The 14,513-nt window shown below is 67.4% G+C and carries 17 protein-coding genes and 1 tRNA gene; 4 read left to right on the top strand and 14 right to left on the bottom strand.

Features of this window, described 5'->3' with window-relative positions; all coding sequences use genetic code 11:
• Window positions 1–6 precede the first annotated feature (6 nt).
• Together ACFCQI_RS09950 and ACFCQI_RS09945 are read right to left on the bottom strand one after the other, a co-directional pair.
• On the bottom strand, window positions 7–330 hold the full coding sequence (locus ACFCQI_RS09950) for a hypothetical protein (RefSeq protein WP_395116233.1): 324 nt from the start codon (window positions 328–330) through the stop codon (window positions 7–9).
• A gap of 57 nt (window positions 331–387) precedes the next feature.
• Window positions 388–1,749 carry a tryptophan--tRNA ligase gene (locus ACFCQI_RS09945; RefSeq protein WP_395116231.1) on the bottom strand — a complete coding sequence of 454 codons (1,362 nt, stop codon included), beginning with the start codon at window positions 1,747–1,749 and terminating at the stop codon, window positions 388–390.
• Window positions 1,750–2,121: 372 nt separating this feature from the next.
• On the opposite strand from ACFCQI_RS09945, the gene ACFCQI_RS09940 reads away from it, so the two are divergent.
• Both ACFCQI_RS09940 and ACFCQI_RS09935 read left to right on the top strand, forming a co-directional pair.
• Complete coding sequence (locus ACFCQI_RS09940) at window positions 2,122–2,718, top strand: hypothetical protein (RefSeq protein WP_395116229.1); 597 nt, start codon at window positions 2,122–2,124, stop codon at window positions 2,716–2,718.
• A gap of 79 nt (window positions 2,719–2,797) precedes the next feature.
• Window positions 2,798–3,397 carry a hypothetical protein gene (locus tag ACFCQI_RS09935; RefSeq protein ID WP_395116227.1) on the top strand — a complete coding sequence of 200 codons (600 nt, stop codon included), beginning with the start codon at window positions 2,798–2,800 and terminating at the stop codon, window positions 3,395–3,397.
• A 135-nt stretch (window positions 3,398–3,532) separates the two neighbouring features.
• On the opposite strand, the gene rocF is transcribed toward ACFCQI_RS09935, so the two are convergent.
• From rocF to ACFCQI_RS09900, 7 genes are all read right to left on the bottom strand, one after another.
• Window positions 3,533–4,447 (bottom strand): arginase, encoded by a 915-nt coding sequence (gene rocF, locus ACFCQI_RS09930; RefSeq protein ID WP_395116225.1) that lies wholly within the window; start codon window positions 4,445–4,447, stop codon window positions 3,533–3,535.
• Window positions 4,448–4,921: 474 nt separating this feature from the next.
• Complete coding sequence (locus ACFCQI_RS09925) at window positions 4,922–5,122, bottom strand: hypothetical protein (RefSeq protein WP_395116223.1); 201 nt, start codon at window positions 5,120–5,122, stop codon at window positions 4,922–4,924.
• A gap of 100 nt (window positions 5,123–5,222) precedes the next feature.
• Window positions 5,223–5,465, bottom strand: a complete 243-nt coding sequence (locus ACFCQI_RS09920) for a hypothetical protein (RefSeq protein ID WP_395116221.1) — start codon at window positions 5,463–5,465, stop codon at window positions 5,223–5,225.
• 167 nt (window positions 5,466–5,632) lie between these two features.
• Window positions 5,633–5,708 (bottom strand) — tRNA-Thr (locus tag ACFCQI_RS09915).
• A 37-nt stretch (window positions 5,709–5,745) separates the two neighbouring features.
• Window positions 5,746–6,405, bottom strand: a complete 660-nt coding sequence (locus ACFCQI_RS09910) for an SPOR domain-containing protein (RefSeq protein ID WP_395116219.1) — start codon at window positions 6,403–6,405, stop codon at window positions 5,746–5,748.
• 32 nt (window positions 6,406–6,437) lie between these two features.
• A complete protein-coding gene (locus ACFCQI_RS09905; RefSeq protein ID WP_395116217.1) occupies window positions 6,438–7,199 on the bottom strand; it encodes a type III pantothenate kinase in 762 nt (253 codons plus the stop codon).
• Complete coding sequence (locus tag ACFCQI_RS09900) at window positions 7,196–8,176, bottom strand: biotin--[acetyl-CoA-carboxylase] ligase (protein WP_395116216.1); 981 nt, start codon at window positions 8,174–8,176, stop codon at window positions 7,196–7,198. The genes ACFCQI_RS09905 and ACFCQI_RS09900 overlap by 4 nt, the downstream gene beginning before the upstream one ends.
• Before the next feature lie 197 nt (window positions 8,177–8,373).
• Between ACFCQI_RS09900 and ACFCQI_RS09895 the strand changes: the two genes are divergently transcribed.
• The gene (locus ACFCQI_RS09895) at window positions 8,374–8,691 is read left to right on the top strand and encodes a hypothetical protein (protein ID WP_395116214.1); all 318 of its coding nucleotides are present in this window, start codon (window positions 8,374–8,376) and stop codon (window positions 8,689–8,691) included.
• A gap of 12 nt (window positions 8,692–8,703) precedes the next feature.
• Complete coding sequence (locus ACFCQI_RS09890) at window positions 8,704–9,489, top strand: zinc-dependent peptidase (RefSeq protein ID WP_395116212.1); 786 nt, start codon at window positions 8,704–8,706, stop codon at window positions 9,487–9,489.
• 6 nt (window positions 9,490–9,495) lie between these two features.
• On the opposite strand, the gene ACFCQI_RS09885 is transcribed toward ACFCQI_RS09890, so the two are convergent.
• The 5 genes from ACFCQI_RS09885 to ACFCQI_RS09865 all read right to left on the bottom strand — a co-directional run bounded on the left by ACFCQI_RS09885 (window position 9,496) and on the right by ACFCQI_RS09865 (window position 14,513).
• Complete coding sequence (locus ACFCQI_RS09885) at window positions 9,496–10,917, bottom strand: ATP-binding protein (protein WP_395121329.1); 1,422 nt, start codon at window positions 10,915–10,917, stop codon at window positions 9,496–9,498.
• Window positions 10,883–11,575, bottom strand: coding sequence for a response regulator transcription factor (locus ACFCQI_RS09880; protein ID WP_136259750.1), 693 nt, complete (start codon window positions 11,573–11,575; stop codon window positions 10,883–10,885). The genes ACFCQI_RS09885 and ACFCQI_RS09880 overlap by 35 nt, the downstream gene beginning before the upstream one ends.
• 1 nt (window position 11,576) lies before the next feature.
• A complete protein-coding gene (locus ACFCQI_RS09875) occupies window positions 11,577–11,888 on the bottom strand; it encodes a PepSY domain-containing protein (protein ID WP_298851460.1) in 312 nt (103 codons plus the stop codon).
• An 81-nt stretch (window positions 11,889–11,969) separates the two neighbouring features.
• Window positions 11,970–12,953 carry a tRNA dihydrouridine(20/20a) synthase DusA gene (gene dusA, locus ACFCQI_RS09870; protein WP_395116210.1) on the bottom strand — a complete coding sequence of 328 codons (984 nt, stop codon included), beginning with the start codon at window positions 12,951–12,953 and terminating at the stop codon, window positions 11,970–11,972.
• A 60-nt stretch (window positions 12,954–13,013) separates the two neighbouring features.
• Entirely contained in the window at window positions 13,014–14,513 is a 1,500-nt protein-coding gene (locus ACFCQI_RS09865) for an esterase/lipase family protein (RefSeq protein WP_395116208.1), read from the bottom strand.

Raw genomic sequence — 14,513 nt, 5'->3', positions numbered from 1 at the left:
ACACGATCAGCGCTTGTGCCCCCACCACCACTGGCGCAGCACCAGCGCCGGCACGATCACCGCGGCAAATGCGCCGTAGCCCCACAACGCGGGCAGCACCTGCTGCCAGATCGACCCGCTGACCGGGCCGAATTCGCCCGGCTCCGGCAGCACGGCCGAATCGAAACCGGCAAGCGCGGCGAGCGCGGTGGCGATGCCGGCCAGCAGCAGCACCAGCACGTCGAACGTGCGCCGGCCCGCCGTTCGCGGCAGGCTGCGCGGCCAGATCCAGTAGATCACGCACAGCACCAGCAGCCAGGGGGCCAGCAACAGGATGGACAGGTAACGCACGGATATCTCCTTTCAGGGCGCGGCGGCGAGTCGGAACGGCGAGAGCACCGCGGCCATTCAATCCTGCGTCGCGAGCTGGTCCAGCGCGAGCCGCAGGCGCGTCAGCGCCTGCTCGCGCGCGGCTTCGTCCGGATAATCCGGCGTGCTCGCCACGGCCTCGCCATCGATCTCCAGCACCAGATTCGCGCCGCGCACCTGCACCACGGCCGCGGTGGCGCCCAACTGCTTCAGGCGCTTCTGGCTTGCACCCGCCGCCTTGGGGTCGGCGAACGGCACCGACAGCAGCAGCTCCTCTCCCTCGGCCGAGAACAGGCGGAAACGAAAGCTGCCGTCGTCGTCGCGAAAACTGGCCAGCCGTGCGACGCGCTGCACCTTCGCCGGCCGCGCCGGGCCCGCCGCTGCGCCAGCCGTGCGCATCGCACGCAAACCCAGCACCTCGCGCAGGCCGGCCACTTTCGGCGTGGCGATCGCCCGCGCCTTGCGCGCGCCTTCCTGCAGGATCACCTCGATCGCGGCCGGGTCGGCCATCAGCGTGTCGTAGCGCTCGCGCATCGGCGCCACGTCGGTTTCGATGCGCTCGTACAGCACCTGCTTGGCTTCGCCCCAGCCCAGCCCTTCCTCCAACGCACGGCGGAATGCCGCCGTTTCGGTCTCGCTGGCAAAGGCGCGGAAGATGGTGAACAGCGCGCAGTCGTCCGGATCCTTCGGCTCGCCCGGCGCACGCGAGTCGGTGACGATGCGCATGATCGCCTCGCGCAGCGCCTTGCTGCCGCCGGCGAACAGCGGGATCGTGTTGTCGTAGCTCTTGGACATCTTGCGCCCGTCGAGCCCCGGCAGCGTGGCCACCTGCTCCTCGATCAGCGCCTCGGGCAGCACGAAGAACTCGCGGCCATGCAGATGGTTGAAACGCTGGCCGAGATCGCGCGCCATCTCGATGTGCTGGATCTGGTCGCGCCCCACCGGCACCTGGTGCGCATCGAACGCCAGGATGTCGGCCGCCATCAGCACCGGATACATGTACAGGCCGGCGGTGATGCCGGCGTCGGCGTCCTCGCCTGCCGCGGCGTTCTTGTCCACCGCCGCCTTGTATGCGTGCGCGCGGTTGAGCATGCCCTTGGACGCGATGCAGGTGAGGAACCAGGTCAGCTCGGGGATTTCCGGGATGTCCGATTGCCGATAGAACGTCACCCGCGCCGGATCGAGCCCCGCCGCCAGCCAGCTCGCCGCAATCTCCAGCCGCGACCGCTCGATCCGCGCCGCGTCGTCGCTCTTGATCAGGGCGTGGTAATCGGCCATGAAGAAAAACGCATCCACGTCCGCCCGTCGGCTGGCCTCGACCGAGGGGCGGATCGCGCCCACGTAGTTGCCCAAGTGGGGGGTGCCGGTGGTGGTGATGCCGGTAAGGACTCGGGTGTTCATGCTGCGCCGCGCAAGGAAAACGCCAGTCTACGACATCGGACCGCGCGGATTGAACCGCGGGGCTGGTAGCACGCCGGCAGGCAACGAGCGCGCCCACTATGCAGCTCCTGCACAGCCTCATGGGAGCGGTCAATGCGTCTCCTCATGCATGATCTTGCATCAACGGCGAAAGCTTGCCGCCAGCAACCCCTTGACGCATGAACTTGCGGCGAGTATTGAGAGCGAACACGCCGTACCACGCGCCGCGCAAGGCTACGCAAGGCCTGTGCACGAGGGATTTCCGCCGAAGCGGCACAGGGAAAAGGGGGAAGCATGGCTCGGAACACGATGCGGCTACCGCAAGGGTTTGCCACGCGAGTGGCATTTTGTCTGATGGTTTTGCTGGTGCCGCTGTGTGCCGCGCCGAGGGCGTTCGCACTGGACAGCGGAGGCGGCATTCCGACATGGGTCGAATATGCCAAGCGCATCAAGGCCACTCAGCAAATTTCAGCGTTAGAGAACGGCTTTGCGGGCGAACATGTCAGCCTTTCAAATGGCTCGACGTCGTTTTCCGTCACCGATATCGACGTGCCGGGCAATTTCGGCTTGCCTGTGCAACTTGCCCGCACGTTGGCCATTGAGCTGCAACCGCAGGACGATATCCAGCCCTACGACTCTCTGCTTCGAGGCACGGGCAATTGGGATGTCGATGTGCCGTTGATGGCCGCGACCTACCCGACGTCGACTGGCTGGAGCGCGCAACGTTGCTCCCAGGGAAGCGTTCCCGGTTTGGCGTTCGGGCCTAACATGGCTTTCTCCCGCGGCGAAGCCTGGCAAGGTATCGCCATCCACCTGCCCGGTCGAGGCGACACCACGGCACTGGGGTTGGACGCAGCCGTTCCTGTGCCGTCCAGTGGTGGCCCCTATCGCCTGCCGTCCGCCACCGCCCGAGCCGCCATCGCCACCGCCACCGCCACCGCCACCGCCTAAAATCTAGAGCCCGCCCTGGCTCGCATCCTATATAAAGTAACGGTGGCCATGGTCGGCGGCATTAGTCGGAGACAAGCGCGTGAAATCAACTAGTCAGTTATATCTTGCGGAAAAAAAGCTTCGTGAAATTATGCGTTGCCTTGATAAGGATGACTTTGATCAGGTTAAAAAATTATTGGATAGATCTAAATCCGATCCTTCTTCATTTCCAAGTGCTACTGGAATGCGATATATCTATGCGAGGCTCGAAGAAGAAGGTGCCTTTGGTGGAAACAACAACCCAGTTGCTTTAAGTGCTTTTTCCGAGCTATCTTCAGAAGAAGGCGAGTTTCAAAGTGAAGGCCTAATTGGTCGGGCAAGAATGCTGTACAGACTTAGCGAAAGGGAAAATGCAAACGAGGTTCTTGATTTATGCGAGAGAGCAGTCTCTGTCGACGGGAATGCCAAGGCCATGATGATAATGGGCCATGTGCTTCAGAATACTAAAAATGACTTTTCCGCCGCAAATCGGTGGTATCTGCGGGCCTTCTTTAGCGGCATGCCTTGGGGTTTGAGGTTCTACGCATCGTCGCAAGCCAAGCAACGAAGGTTTTTTCTCTCCTCGCTGGCCCACCTGATCGCGGCAATCACTAGTCCGATCCTGTTAGTTTTCTTCGATGAGCGAGGCCCATACAAATAGCTAGGCGGTTTCCAGACCCCAGTCCAGCACAGAAAGATGGGCAGAGTCTGAGGTTTCCCTACGAATCTGCTCAGTCAACACGTTGCACGCGTATTGAAGGAATGGTGCACGCATGAAGCGGTCTTGCGATCCGCTTCAGCGGATCAGCGTGGATTTGCCGAACAGCGACTCGATCAGATCCACTGCCAGTTTGGCGGTGGCGTTGCGGCGGTCGAAGGCGGGGTTGAGTTCGACCAGGTCGAGCGAGGCCAGCCGGCCGCTGTCGGAGATCATTTCCATGCACAGCTGCGCCTCGCGATAACCGGGGCCGCCGCGCACGGTGGTGCCGACGCCGGGCGCGATGCTGGGGTCGAGGAAGTCGACGTCGAAGCTGACGTGCAGGTGGGTGTTGTCGTCCATGCCTTCCAGTGCCTGCTCCATCACCCGCTTCATGCCGTCCTCGTCGATCCGGCGCATGTCGAAGATGCCCACGTTGGCTTCGCGCACGAGCTGCTTCTCGCCGTAGTCGACCGAGCGGATGCCGATCTGGCGGATCACGTCGGGGGTGATCGCCGGGGTGTGGCTGCCGATCCCGGTCAATACTTGCGGGCCGCGGCCGCACAGGCAGGCCACCGGCATGCCATGGATGTTGCCCGACGGCGTCGCCTCGGCGGTGTTGAAATCCGAATGCGCGTCGAGCCACAGCACGCGCAGCTGCTTGCCGGTTTCGCGGCAGTGGTCGGCCACCGCGCTGATCGAGCCGATGGCGAGGCAATGGTCGCCGCCGAGCATGATCGGCAGGCGGCCGGACTGAAGCTCCTGGCGAACAGCCGTATAGACGGCCGTATTCCATGCGGCCACTTCGTCGAGATGGCGATAGCCGTCGACCGGCGGCAGCCACGGATTGAGCGGCCCCTGCAGGTTGCCGCGGTCGATTACCTGCAGGCCGCGCTGTTCGAGTTTGGCGGCCAGGTTGGCGACGCGCATGGCTTCCGGCCCCATCGAGGCGCCACGGTGGCCGGCGCCGATGTCGGTGGGAACGCCGATCAGTGAAACGGTTTGTGTGTTCATGAAGTTCTTGCCTGCGGTGGAGTCCGGCGCGCACGCTGACGCGGTGCACCGGCACGGTGGATCACGCGGCGTCCATGGCGCTGTACCGGGACATCGCGCAAACATGGTGCGCGGTCGTGGACGCAAGAATGCATGCGCGGCGATGACCGCCGCGCATGGTGCAAGTCTAACGGATCAGGTCGTGGGGGCCGCGTCACGCGCGATGCGTGACCCACCACCCATGACGGGCGGGTGGCCTGCGACGACAGCGAAACCCGAGGCCCGTGGGCTGCCATGGCCCGCGCGCCGTGTGGTGGCTGACGGAAGGACAATGCCAGCCTCCGCCGGACCGACGAAGGGGCAAGCGGGCGTGTCGAGGTGGGCCACGCAACGCCCGTCTTGCGCCTTGACGCGGTGGACGTCAAGGACGGATCTGCTGCGGACAACAGCTTGCCTTCGCCGGAACGACGAGCCCGAAACCGGGTCAGGACGCCGTCAAGTCAGAGGTGCGTCGTCGCGCATGCGTTCGAGTTCATCCTCGCGGCGCGATCGCGCGCCGGCCCGCCACGTCACCAGATCGCCCGCCGCACGCGCTGTCACGCCCGCGGTAGCTGGTTTGGCCGGTTTCCCCCACAGCATCCCTGCAAACAGCTGCAAGCCGCGCCAAAGGGCGGGCTGCACATACGGTGTTTGCATGTCGATCACTCCCGGCTACCCCTGCGTAGCCGTTGAAGCGATCGTAACAAATTTCGCGACGCACGCACGCCGCGCCGCAACGTACCGCCAAGCTTTGGGCTCAGGACACGGCGGTCATCGGGGAGCGGCGTACCTCGGCGTACTGCACCAGCGGGATGCTGAAATCGTTGCAGATCATCTCCACGCGGGCGGCGGTACCGGAGCTGGCGTGCTCCTCGCGGGCCAGGCCGCGACCCAGGCGGATGGCATGGGCAAAGCGCAGGCGGTCGAACAGGACGTCCGGGCCGCTGCAGATGCGCCACAGGCCGTGGCGGCTTTCCTTGATGGTCAGGACCACGCTCATGGGCGCCCCCTCGGCCGAAGAATAGAGACCGATGCGCGCAGGGGCGCACCGGAGCTTGCCAAGGATGTGTCGAGGCCTGGCGCCGGGTCTGTCAGCGCAGGCCTACAGTTGCTGTGGGGAGTCGGCGCGCCGCGGGCGGATGGCGCGGCGGCGGCCATGCAGGCGGATGGTGCCGGCACCAGGAATCGAACCCGGGACCTGCTGATTACAAATCAGCTGCTCTACCAACTGAGCTATGCCGGCGCAGGCGGGGATTCTAGCAGCGGGGCGCTGCGCTCGCTCAGAAGCAGCGGATGTCCTGCGTGCCGAGGTCGCTGGCGCCGAGGTACTGGCGCCAGTCGAAGGGTTGGGCGGCGCCGATGGCGAGGTCGAGCCAGTACTCCGGGACGCTTTCGCTGCGCTCGCTCATGCGCGCGGGAAAGCCGGCGGCGGCCACCTGGTCCAGGCGCTTGCGCGCATTGGCCGGGTCGCGGAACAGGCCGAGCGACACCGTGTTGGCCTGGTCGCCGGAGCCGACCACGAAATAGTCGTTGATGTTTTTCGCGGCAAGCTGGCGGGCCGTCTGCAACGCCTGCGCACGGCTGGCGGCGGCGGGCAGGTAGACCCACCACGCGCTGGGCTGGGTGGTCTGTTGCTGGCGCGAGCGCATGCGCGCGACGTGCCGGTCCAGCGCCTGGCGCGCGCTGCGCAGGTCCTGCGGCGTGTCAAACGGCCCCAGCGCCATGCAACGAAAGCCTTGCGAGGCATCGACGGCCGCGGCCGGCGTTTCGGGCACCGCGATCGTGCCTTCCGCCGCGGGCAGTTCCGACAACAGTTGCAGTGGCGCCACGCCCGGGTCGGTGGCGTCGCCGACGTGCCGATAGGGCTGGCCCAGCAGCAGCCACGCTCCGACCGCGATATTCAGCGCGCTCAACAGGACAAACAGCAGACGCAGGAACATCGAACCCCCATCAAGACCGCCAACCACTCATTCTAGTGGCTGGCCGGCGTCGGCATGTGCGCATCCGCCCACAATGCCAGGCCACGCAACACGCTGTCCTGGCCGACTTGCACGGGCAGCGACAGCAACGGCGCCAGTCGCGGCGCATCGCCGCCGTCGAGGATCAGCGCCGGTTCGCCGCCCAGGCGCGGACGCATCTGCGCATGGAAGCGCTCGATCAGTGCGGCGGCGGCCTGCCAGCAGCCGGAGGTCACCGCATCGGCGGTGTTGTCGGCCAGCTGCAGGACGTCGCCGGGTCGCTGCGGGCGCACCAGCGCAGTCGCGTCGAGCAGCGAGCGCTGCATCAGCTGCACGCCCGGCGCGATCAACCCGCCCAGGTGCCGGCCATCGGCGGCCAGCGCATCGAGCACCAGCGCGGTGCCGGCGCTGGCGAGCACGCACGGCTCGCGATGGGTGGCATGCGCGGCAACCATGGCGAGGAAGCGATCCACGCCCAGCCGCTGTGGCTCGGCATAGGCATTGCGTACGCCACAGGCGCTGGCCGGGGTGCGCAGCCATTCGGGCGCGCTGTCGAATGCCTGCCGCAGCACGGCGGCAACGCGCTGCTCGCGCGCGTCGTCGACCACCGACGCGCCGACTACCTGGGTCGATCGCGGAAAACCCGCCCACGCCGCATCCGGCAGCGTGGCCAGATCCTCGCGCCACTCCAGCACGCCCTGCGCCAGCCATGCGGGCGACGGTCCCTGCAGCGCCCATTTCAGGCGCGAATTGCCCAGATCCAGCAGCAGTCTCATGCGCGGCGCACCGTGACGTCGGCGCTGTCGATGCGCCGCTCGCTGCCGTCAGGCAGTTGCACCCGCAAGGCGCCGCGCGCGTCGATGCCTGCGCCGAGTGCGTCGAACGTGCCGAGCGCTCCGCTGAGTTGCAGCGGCCGGCCGCGCAGCAGGTCGTGGCGCGCATAGTCGGCGGCGAAGGCGTGGAAGCCTTCGCGCTCGAACTCGGCCAGGCCTTGCGCCAACGCAGCGATCAGCGCCGCGGCCACGCGGTTGCGATCCGGCGGCGCGCCCGCGCACAGGCTGGCCAGGTCGGTGGCCGGCTGGCCGGCCTGGCCTTGCAGGGCCGGGGTCAGGCGCAGGTTGAGTCCGATGCCGATGATCGCCGAACACGGCCCCTGGAATTCGCCGCTGAGCTCGACCAGGATGCCCGCCAGCTTGCCGCTGCCGTCGCTGGCCAAGACATCGTTCGGCCATTTCAGCCCCGCACCGGCAACGCCCAGTTCATCCAGCGCGCGCAGCACGATCACGCCGATCGCCAGCGACAGGCCGCCCAGCGCCGCGAAGCCCGCACCGAATCGTTTCAGGCAGGAGAGATAGATGTTCAACCCCGGCGGCGACAGCCAGTCGCGACCGCGCCGGCCGCGCCCGGCACTCTGCGATTCGGCCAGCACCACGCAAAGGTCGGCTGCATCGGCAAGCCGCCGCTGCAGTTCGCTGGAGGTCGAGTCGAGCTCGTCGTGCACTTCCAGCGTACCCAGCGTGCGTGCGACATCGGCCGGCAAGGCGGCGCGGATGCGCTGCGCGTCGAGCATCTGCAGTGGCCACGGCAGGCAATAGCCGGCCCGGCCGCGGGTCTGCACCGGCACGCCCCGCGCACGCAGTGCCTCGACCTGCTTCCAGATCGCCGCCCGGGTCACCCCGCTGCGCTCGGCCAGCGCCGCGCCGGAAAGCGGTGCGCCGGGAGCCAGCAAGGCCAGCAATTGCAGCGGCTGCATCAGCGAACCCGGCGCGCGGCGGCGCGCGCCGTGGGGGCAGCGCGAGGCAGGGGAACGGTGGAGAAAAGAACCATCGAATCATTCTAGCCTGCCGCACGCTGCACTGCGGCACGCGCGCCCGCCGCTTGCACTGGCAGCAGCGCCCGGTTTCTGCGACGATCGGATTCTTCGCTTGCGGCCTGGGGAGTTTCACTGCCATGCGCGCCACCCACCGGATCATCGCTTGCATCCTGTGCCTCGCCTTCGCCGGCGCGACAGCAGCGGCCAGCCTCGATAGCCAGGGCGTGGACAGCGGCAGCCCAACCGCAAGCAACGCGTCATCGCACGATAGCGAAGACGGCATCGCCGGCGACGTGCTGGGCATGAACCGCGAGAACAGCAGCCCCGGCAGCAGCAGCACCAGCGGCGCCGTGCGCAGCAGCAACGACCGTTCCGGCGCGGCTTCGCCGGCACCGGCCCCTGCGCCCCGGCCACATCTGGGTTGGCAATCGCTGCTGCCTGGGTCGATCCAGTAAGCGTTCGGCGGCATGCCGCGCCGTTGGTGGACATCCCTGCGGGCACACTTTGAACCTGCACCGATCGCCGACCCGCTGTGGCGGCGCGCCCTGGCGGCCTGTCCGCTGGCGCGTCGGCTGGACCCCGCGCGACAACTGCAACTGCGCCAGCTCGCCGGCATCTTCCTGGCGCGCAAGCGCTTTCACGCGCTGGCCGGCGCGGTACTGGACGACTACTGGCGATTGCTGATTGCCATGCAGGCCTGCCTGCCGGCACTGCAGCAGGGTGCGACCAGCCTGCGCGGCTGGCGCGACGTGCTGATCTACCCGGGCGAGTTCAAGGTGCGCCGCAGCCACCATGACGACCACACCGGCGTGGTCACCGAGAGCGACGAGGTGCTGATCGGCGAGGCCTGGGAGCATGGCCCGCTGGTGCTGTCCCTGGCCGACGTGCAACTGGACCTGGAGCAGCCGTGGGACGGCTACAACGTGGTCGTGCACGAGATGGCCCACAAGCTGGACATGCTCGACGGCCCGCCCGACGGCGTGCCGCCATTGCGCGAGATTCCGCGGCGGCGCTGGATCGGGGAGTTCCAGCGCGCCTACGACCGCCTGCTGGCCGCCGGCCCCGGCCACGCGCCGATCGACCACTACGCGACCGAAAGCGCCGGCGAGTATTTCGCCGTGGTCAGCGAGCTGCACTACTCGCAGCCAGCCGTATTGCGCGAAACCGAGCCGGCGGTGGCCGAACTGCTGCACGCGTTCTACGGCCCCTCGCCCGCCGACGGCGAGGAGCCGTGCGGCGGCTGTCGCCGCTGAGCAGGATCAGCTCGCCGCCAGCCGCACGCTGAAGCGTGCGCCGCCCAGTTCCGGCGAACGATCGACCACCAGTTCGCCCTGGTAGGCGTGCACGATGTCCTGCACGATCGACAGGCCGATGCCGTGGCCCTGCACGCGCTCGTCGCCGCGCACGCCGCGCTGCAGGACTTTCTCGATCTTGTCCTCGGCGATGCCGGGGCCGTCATCTTCCACGCTGATGTAGAGGCCCGGCCGCTTGCGCCCGTGCTCCGGTTGCGCCTTGACCTCCAGCAACACGCGGTGGGAGGCCCACTTGAAGGCATTCTCCAGCAGGTTGCCGAGCAGTTCGAGCAGGTCGCCCTGCTCGCCGTAGAACGCCGCGCCCTCGCCGATGTCGAACTCGCACAACACGTTCTTGGCCGCGTAGACCTTCTCCAGACCCTGCACCAGATCCTCGGCCGCGCCCGCGATCGGCACCGCGCTGGCGAAAGTCTGCCGGCCAGAGGTGGCCGCGCGGGCCAGTTGATAGGCGACCAGTTCGTCCATCCGGCGCACCTGATCGAGCACCGCCGTGCTGCGCCCGGCCAGCACCTCGCCGGTGGTGGATTCCAGTTGCGAGCGGATTACCGCCAGCGGCGTCTTCAGGCTGTGCGCGAGATCCGCCAGCGTGTGCCGGTAGCGCGTGCGCTGCTCGCGCTCGTTGGTGATGAAGGCGTTGATGCGCTCGGTCAGGCCGGTCAGTTCCAGCGGGTACTGGCTGTCCAACTGCTCGCTGTCGCCGCGCTCGACCCGGCTCATGTCGCTGGCCACCTTGCGCAGCGGGGTGAGGCTCCAGCGCAGCAGCAATAGCTGGAGCACCATCAGCATCACGCCCAGGATCGACAGCCAGATCACCAGCGCGCGCCGGTAGGCCATGTTGCCGCCCTCGAGCTGATCCTCGGTCTGCGCCACCATCACGGTGAAGCGCACCGACTTGCCCGCCTCGGTGTCCCAGGCCACGCCGTAGCTGTAGTAGTAGAGGCGACCCATGCGCGTGTCGATCGGGCCGACGAAGCGGCTGGCGCCCGGCTCCAGCGGCACCAGGAAACTGAAGTCACGGCCGATCGCGGAGGGTGACTCCCAGCGGAAGTCCTTGTCGCCCACCGCCACCGCGTAGAGGCCGGAACCCGGGCGCGAGAAATTCGGATCCGGCGAGGTGTCCGGCGACAGGATGCGGCCGTAGCGGTTGACGTCGAAGTTGGTGATGTAGGCGATTGCGAAGTTCTGCAGGCGGTCGTGCAGCGCGCTCAGCGCACGCTCCTTGTTCGCCTGCGACAGGGTCAGGCCGACCAGGCCGAGGAAGCCGGCCAGCACGAATCCGGTGGCGATCGCCGCGCGCGCCGCCAGCGACAGCGGGCGGCGCGCGGGCGATGGCTCATTCGTCGTCGCCGTCGGTGCGCGGGATGGCAAAGCGGTATCCGCGTCCACGTACCGTCTCGATGGGTTTCAGGGTGCCTTCCGGATCGAGCTTGCGGCGCAGGCGGCCGATGAAGACTTCCAGCACGTTGGAGTCGCGGTCGAAATCCTGCTGGTAGATGTGCTCGGTGAGGTCGGCCTTGGAGACCAGTTCGCCCGCGTGCAGCATCAGGTATTCGAGCACCTTGTACTCGTAGCTGGTGAGGTCGACCAGCTTGCCCTCCACCGTCACCGTCTGCGCGGTGGTGTCGAGCTTGATCACCCCGCAGGCCAGGATCGGCTTGGACCAGCCGCTGGCCCGGCGCACCAGCGCGTTGATGCGCGCCAGCAGCTCCTCGACGTGGAACGGCTTGACCAGGTAGTCGTCGGCGCCGTACTTCAGCCCCTCGACCTTGTCCTGCCAGCTGCCGCGCGCGGTGAGGATCAGGATCGGGTAGCGCTGGCCCGCCTCGCGCAACGCCTTGACCAGGTCCATGCCCGACATCTTGGGCAGGCCAAGGTCGATGATGGCCAGGTCGAATGGCACCTCGCGGCCGAGATAGATGCCCTCTTCGCCGTCCTGCGCCGCATCGACGGCAAAGCCGTCGCGTTTCAGCCGGGCTGCCAGCGTCTCGCGCAACGGCGCCTCGTCTTCCACCAACAGGATGCGCATATCAATGTTTCTCCTTGCTGCCCGCATTCCGCCCGGGCGGGTTCTTGGTCGACTGGGCCGACCCCGGATTCTTGCTCGCTTCGGAGGAAATCGCCATCACCTTCACATGGCCGTTCGGGGTGAGCACCTTGATGCGGTACTCCATCCGGCGGCCGACCCCGCGCGACTCCGCCGACAATACCTTGCCGCCGGTTTCCTGCTGCACCTGGAGCACCGCCTGATCCAGCGTCACCGCCGGCTTGCCCGTCTGCGCCGCCGCCACGCCCCCGAACGGGATCAGGGCTGCCAGCAGCATGCTCTTGTACCTGATCATGCGTGAATATCCTGTCCGGCGTTGAGCGAACGCCCAGCCTAAGAGGTCAGGCCTGAATACTGGCCGGACGGGGCGCGCCTGTCACGCTGCCGCCGCGCACGGCGCCATGGCCTGCTGGAGCAATGCCCAGCCTGCCCCGGGCAGATGCGCGCCCTCGCTGAGCGCGCGGCGGAATGCGCGTGCGCCAGGCTCGCCCTGGTAAAGGCCCAGCAGGTGGCGGCTGATGTGCTTGAACGCGGTGCCGCGCGCCAGCTCGGCCTCGATGTAGGGCCGCAGGCGCTGCAGCACGCTTTCCCGGGTAGGCAGCGGCTCGCCATGCAGCGCGTGCTCGATCTGTGCCAGCAGGTACGGATCGTGGTATGCCGCACGGCCCAGCATCACCCCATCCAGCCGGGCCAGGTGGGTACGCACCTGCTCGACCGTGGTGATGCCCCCGTTGACCACCACCACGAGCTCGGGAAACTCGCGCTTGAGCCGGTACACGCGCTCGTAGTCCAGCGGCGGGATCTCGCGGTTCTCCTTCGGCGACAGGCCCTTGAGCCAGGCCTTGCGCGCGTGCACCACCAGCACGCGCACGCCCGCCTCAAGCATGGTCTCGGTGAAGTGCTGCAGGCCTGCGTAGTCATCCTGGTCGTCCACGCCGATGCGGCACTTCACCGTCACCGGCACCTCGACCGCATCGCGCATCGCCTTCACGCACTCGCCGACCAGGGCCGGTTCGCGCATCAGGCAGGCGCCGAAGCGGCCCGACTGCACCCGGTCGGAGGGGCAACCGACGTTGAGGTTGATCTCGTCGTAGCCGGCCTCCGCGCCGAAGCGCGCCGCCTGTGCCAGTTCCTGCGGCTCGCTGCCGCCCAGCTGCAACGCCAGCGGATGTTCCTGCTGGCTGTGTTCGAGCAGGCGCAGCTGCTTGCCGCGCACCAGCGCGGCGCTGGTCACCATCTCGGTGTACAGCCGCGCGCGCGGCGACAGCAGCCGGTGGAAGTAGCGGCAGTGGCGGTCGGTCCAATCCATCATGGGCGCGACGCTGACGTGCCACGGCGAGGCGGCGGCGGAATCGTTCATGCGCGTAGTGTACGTGCTGCCGCCGCCCGCACCGGCGGCAGCCGGGCTGCATGGCGGCGGCTATGCCTTTCCGCGCGTCATCGACACCGCCAGGCGCAATCGCCCCTGGAAGCCTTTCTGCGACGACAGCGGAATGAGGTAACCCCCGTCGCCCTGCGGCTCGACCAGGGTGCCCAGGCTCTCGCTGGACTGCTCGTCGACGAGCAGGTAGCGCAGGTTCCAGCCTTCGTCGGTCTGCGTGGCACGCACCACCAGCGTGTCGCGGAACAGGTATTCGCCTTCGACGTGCTTGTCCAGCCACAGTTTGTTGTCGATGGTGTAGCCGGTGGTCGACACGGTCAGCTCCACGCTGAACACGACGGTCTTGCCGGAGGTGATCTTGCTGGTGTCGAGGAAGGCCGAGAACAGCACCGGCGAGCGCGGTGCGTCCAGCCCGGCGTTGGCCGGGCGCAGCAGTTCGTCGAAGCTGCGCAGCACCGCGCTGAAGGTGTCGCGGCGGCGCTCGGTCAGGCGGTAGCTGTTGGTGCCGCGCGGCGCCACGGTGGCCTCGAAATAGTACGAGGCGCGCACCTGCTTGCCGTCGTCCTTGGCTTTCTGCACCGAGGCCGGCAGCGGCAGCGCGTCGACCTCCAGCGTGCCGTCCACGCGCATGTCGCCGAACAGGAAGCGCACCAGGTTCTGGTAGCCCTCCTCGGAATTGACCACGCCGTACACGCCGCTGTGGCTGCGGTAGGCGAACGCGCGCGGCGCGCCGCTCACGGTGGCGTTCTCGATCTTCACCAGGCCGTCGCTCATCTCGCCGGCCAGCTTGCGCGACACGCCGAGCGCGGCTTCGTAGTCGCGGTGATTGGTGCCGACAAAGCAGAAAAACTGCTGCGGATCGAACTTGCCGTCCAGCGTGTCCACGCGCTCCGGCGTGCCCTTCAGGCCGAGGTAGCCGGCCATGGTCTTGCGGTTGAAGTTGTTCATGTCCCACAGGCCGAGCACCGCCGGCACGTTGAAGCCGGCCATCTCGATGCCGTTGTGCGGGGTGGCGTAGGTGAACACCTTGTCCACCATGGCACGGTCGGCGCCGGTGCTGATCTTGTCGTTCTGCAGGAAGCTGCGGCATACCAGTCCACCCATCGAATGGGCGACCAGGTATACGCGGAATGCCTTCTTCCGCGCCGCGTCGGCGCCGCAAACCTGGTCGCGCAGCTTGCGGATCAGGTCGCGCAGGCCGGTGGCGGCCTCGACGATCGACAGTACCTTGCCATCGCCAAGGTCGGTATCGGCCGTTTCGTAGTAACGGTAGATCACCACGCTGCGCGCCGGCAGCGCGCCGTCGATCTCGCTGCCATCGGTGTAGGTGTCGCGGTAGCCGTAGTCCTTCATCAGCCGCACCAGCGGCGATTCGAACACGTGGCGCCGCACGGTGCCGTCCCAGGCCTGGCGCACCCTGGTGGAGCCGAGATTGAAGCCCATGTACGGCGTGGCGACGGTGTCGGCGATCTCGTTCGCCGTCATCGCGTAGCCGCGGACGTAGATGATCGGGAAGTAGGGGGCGGTCAGCGGATCCAT

It is taken from the genome of Rhodanobacter sp. FW102-FHT14D06 (assembly GCF_043950705.1).
Classification (GTDB): Bacteria; Pseudomonadota; Gammaproteobacteria; order Xanthomonadales; family Rhodanobacteraceae; genus Rhodanobacter.
The sequence above is the reverse complement of the archived record's forward strand: the minus strand, read 5'-3'. Positions and strand labels throughout refer to the sequence as shown.

Coding starts and splice junctions, on each gene's coding strand:
- ACFCQI_RS09945 (WP_395116231.1), bottom strand. CDS start 1,749: ATGAACACCCGAGTCCTTACCGGCATCACCACCACCGGCACCCCCCAC.
- ACFCQI_RS09940 (WP_395116229.1), top strand. CDS start 2,122: ATGGTTTTGCTGGTGCCGCTGTGTGCCGCGCCGAGGGCGTTCGCACTG.
- rocF (WP_395116225.1), bottom strand. CDS start 4,447: ATGAACACACAAACCGTTTCACTGATCGGCGTTCCCACCGACATCGGC.
- ACFCQI_RS09925 (WP_395116223.1), bottom strand. CDS start 5,122: ATGCAAACACCGTATGTGCAGCCCGCCCTTTGGCGCGGCTTGCAGCTG.
- ACFCQI_RS09920 (WP_395116221.1), bottom strand. CDS start 5,465: ATGAGCGTGGTCCTGACCATCAAGGAAAGCCGCCACGGCCTGTGGCGC.
- ACFCQI_RS09910 (WP_395116219.1), bottom strand. CDS start 6,405: ATGTTCCTGCGTCTGCTGTTTGTCCTGTTGAGCGCGCTGAATATCGCG.
- ACFCQI_RS09905 (WP_395116217.1), bottom strand. CDS start 7,199: ATGAGACTGCTGCTGGATCTGGGCAATTCGCGCCTGAAATGGGCGCTG.
- ACFCQI_RS09900 (WP_395116216.1), bottom strand. CDS start 8,176: ATGCAGCCGCTGCAATTGCTGGCCTTGCTGGCTCCCGGCGCACCGCTT.
- ACFCQI_RS09895 (WP_395116214.1), top strand. CDS start 8,374: ATGCGCGCCACCCACCGGATCATCGCTTGCATCCTGTGCCTCGCCTTC.
- ACFCQI_RS09890 (WP_395116212.1), top strand. CDS start 8,704: ATGCCGCGCCGTTGGTGGACATCCCTGCGGGCACACTTTGAACCTGCA.
- ACFCQI_RS09880 (WP_136259750.1), bottom strand. CDS start 11,575: ATGCGCATCCTGTTGGTGGAAGACGAGGCGCCGTTGCGCGAGACGCTG.
- ACFCQI_RS09875 (WP_298851460.1), bottom strand. CDS start 11,888: ATGATCAGGTACAAGAGCATGCTGCTGGCAGCCCTGATCCCGTTCGGG.
- dusA (WP_395116210.1), bottom strand. CDS start 12,953: ATGAACGATTCCGCCGCCGCCTCGCCGTGGCACGTCAGCGTCGCGCCC.
- ACFCQI_RS09865 (WP_395116208.1), bottom strand. CDS start 14,513: ATGGATCCGCTGACCGCCCCCTACTTCCCGATCATCTACGTCCGCGGC.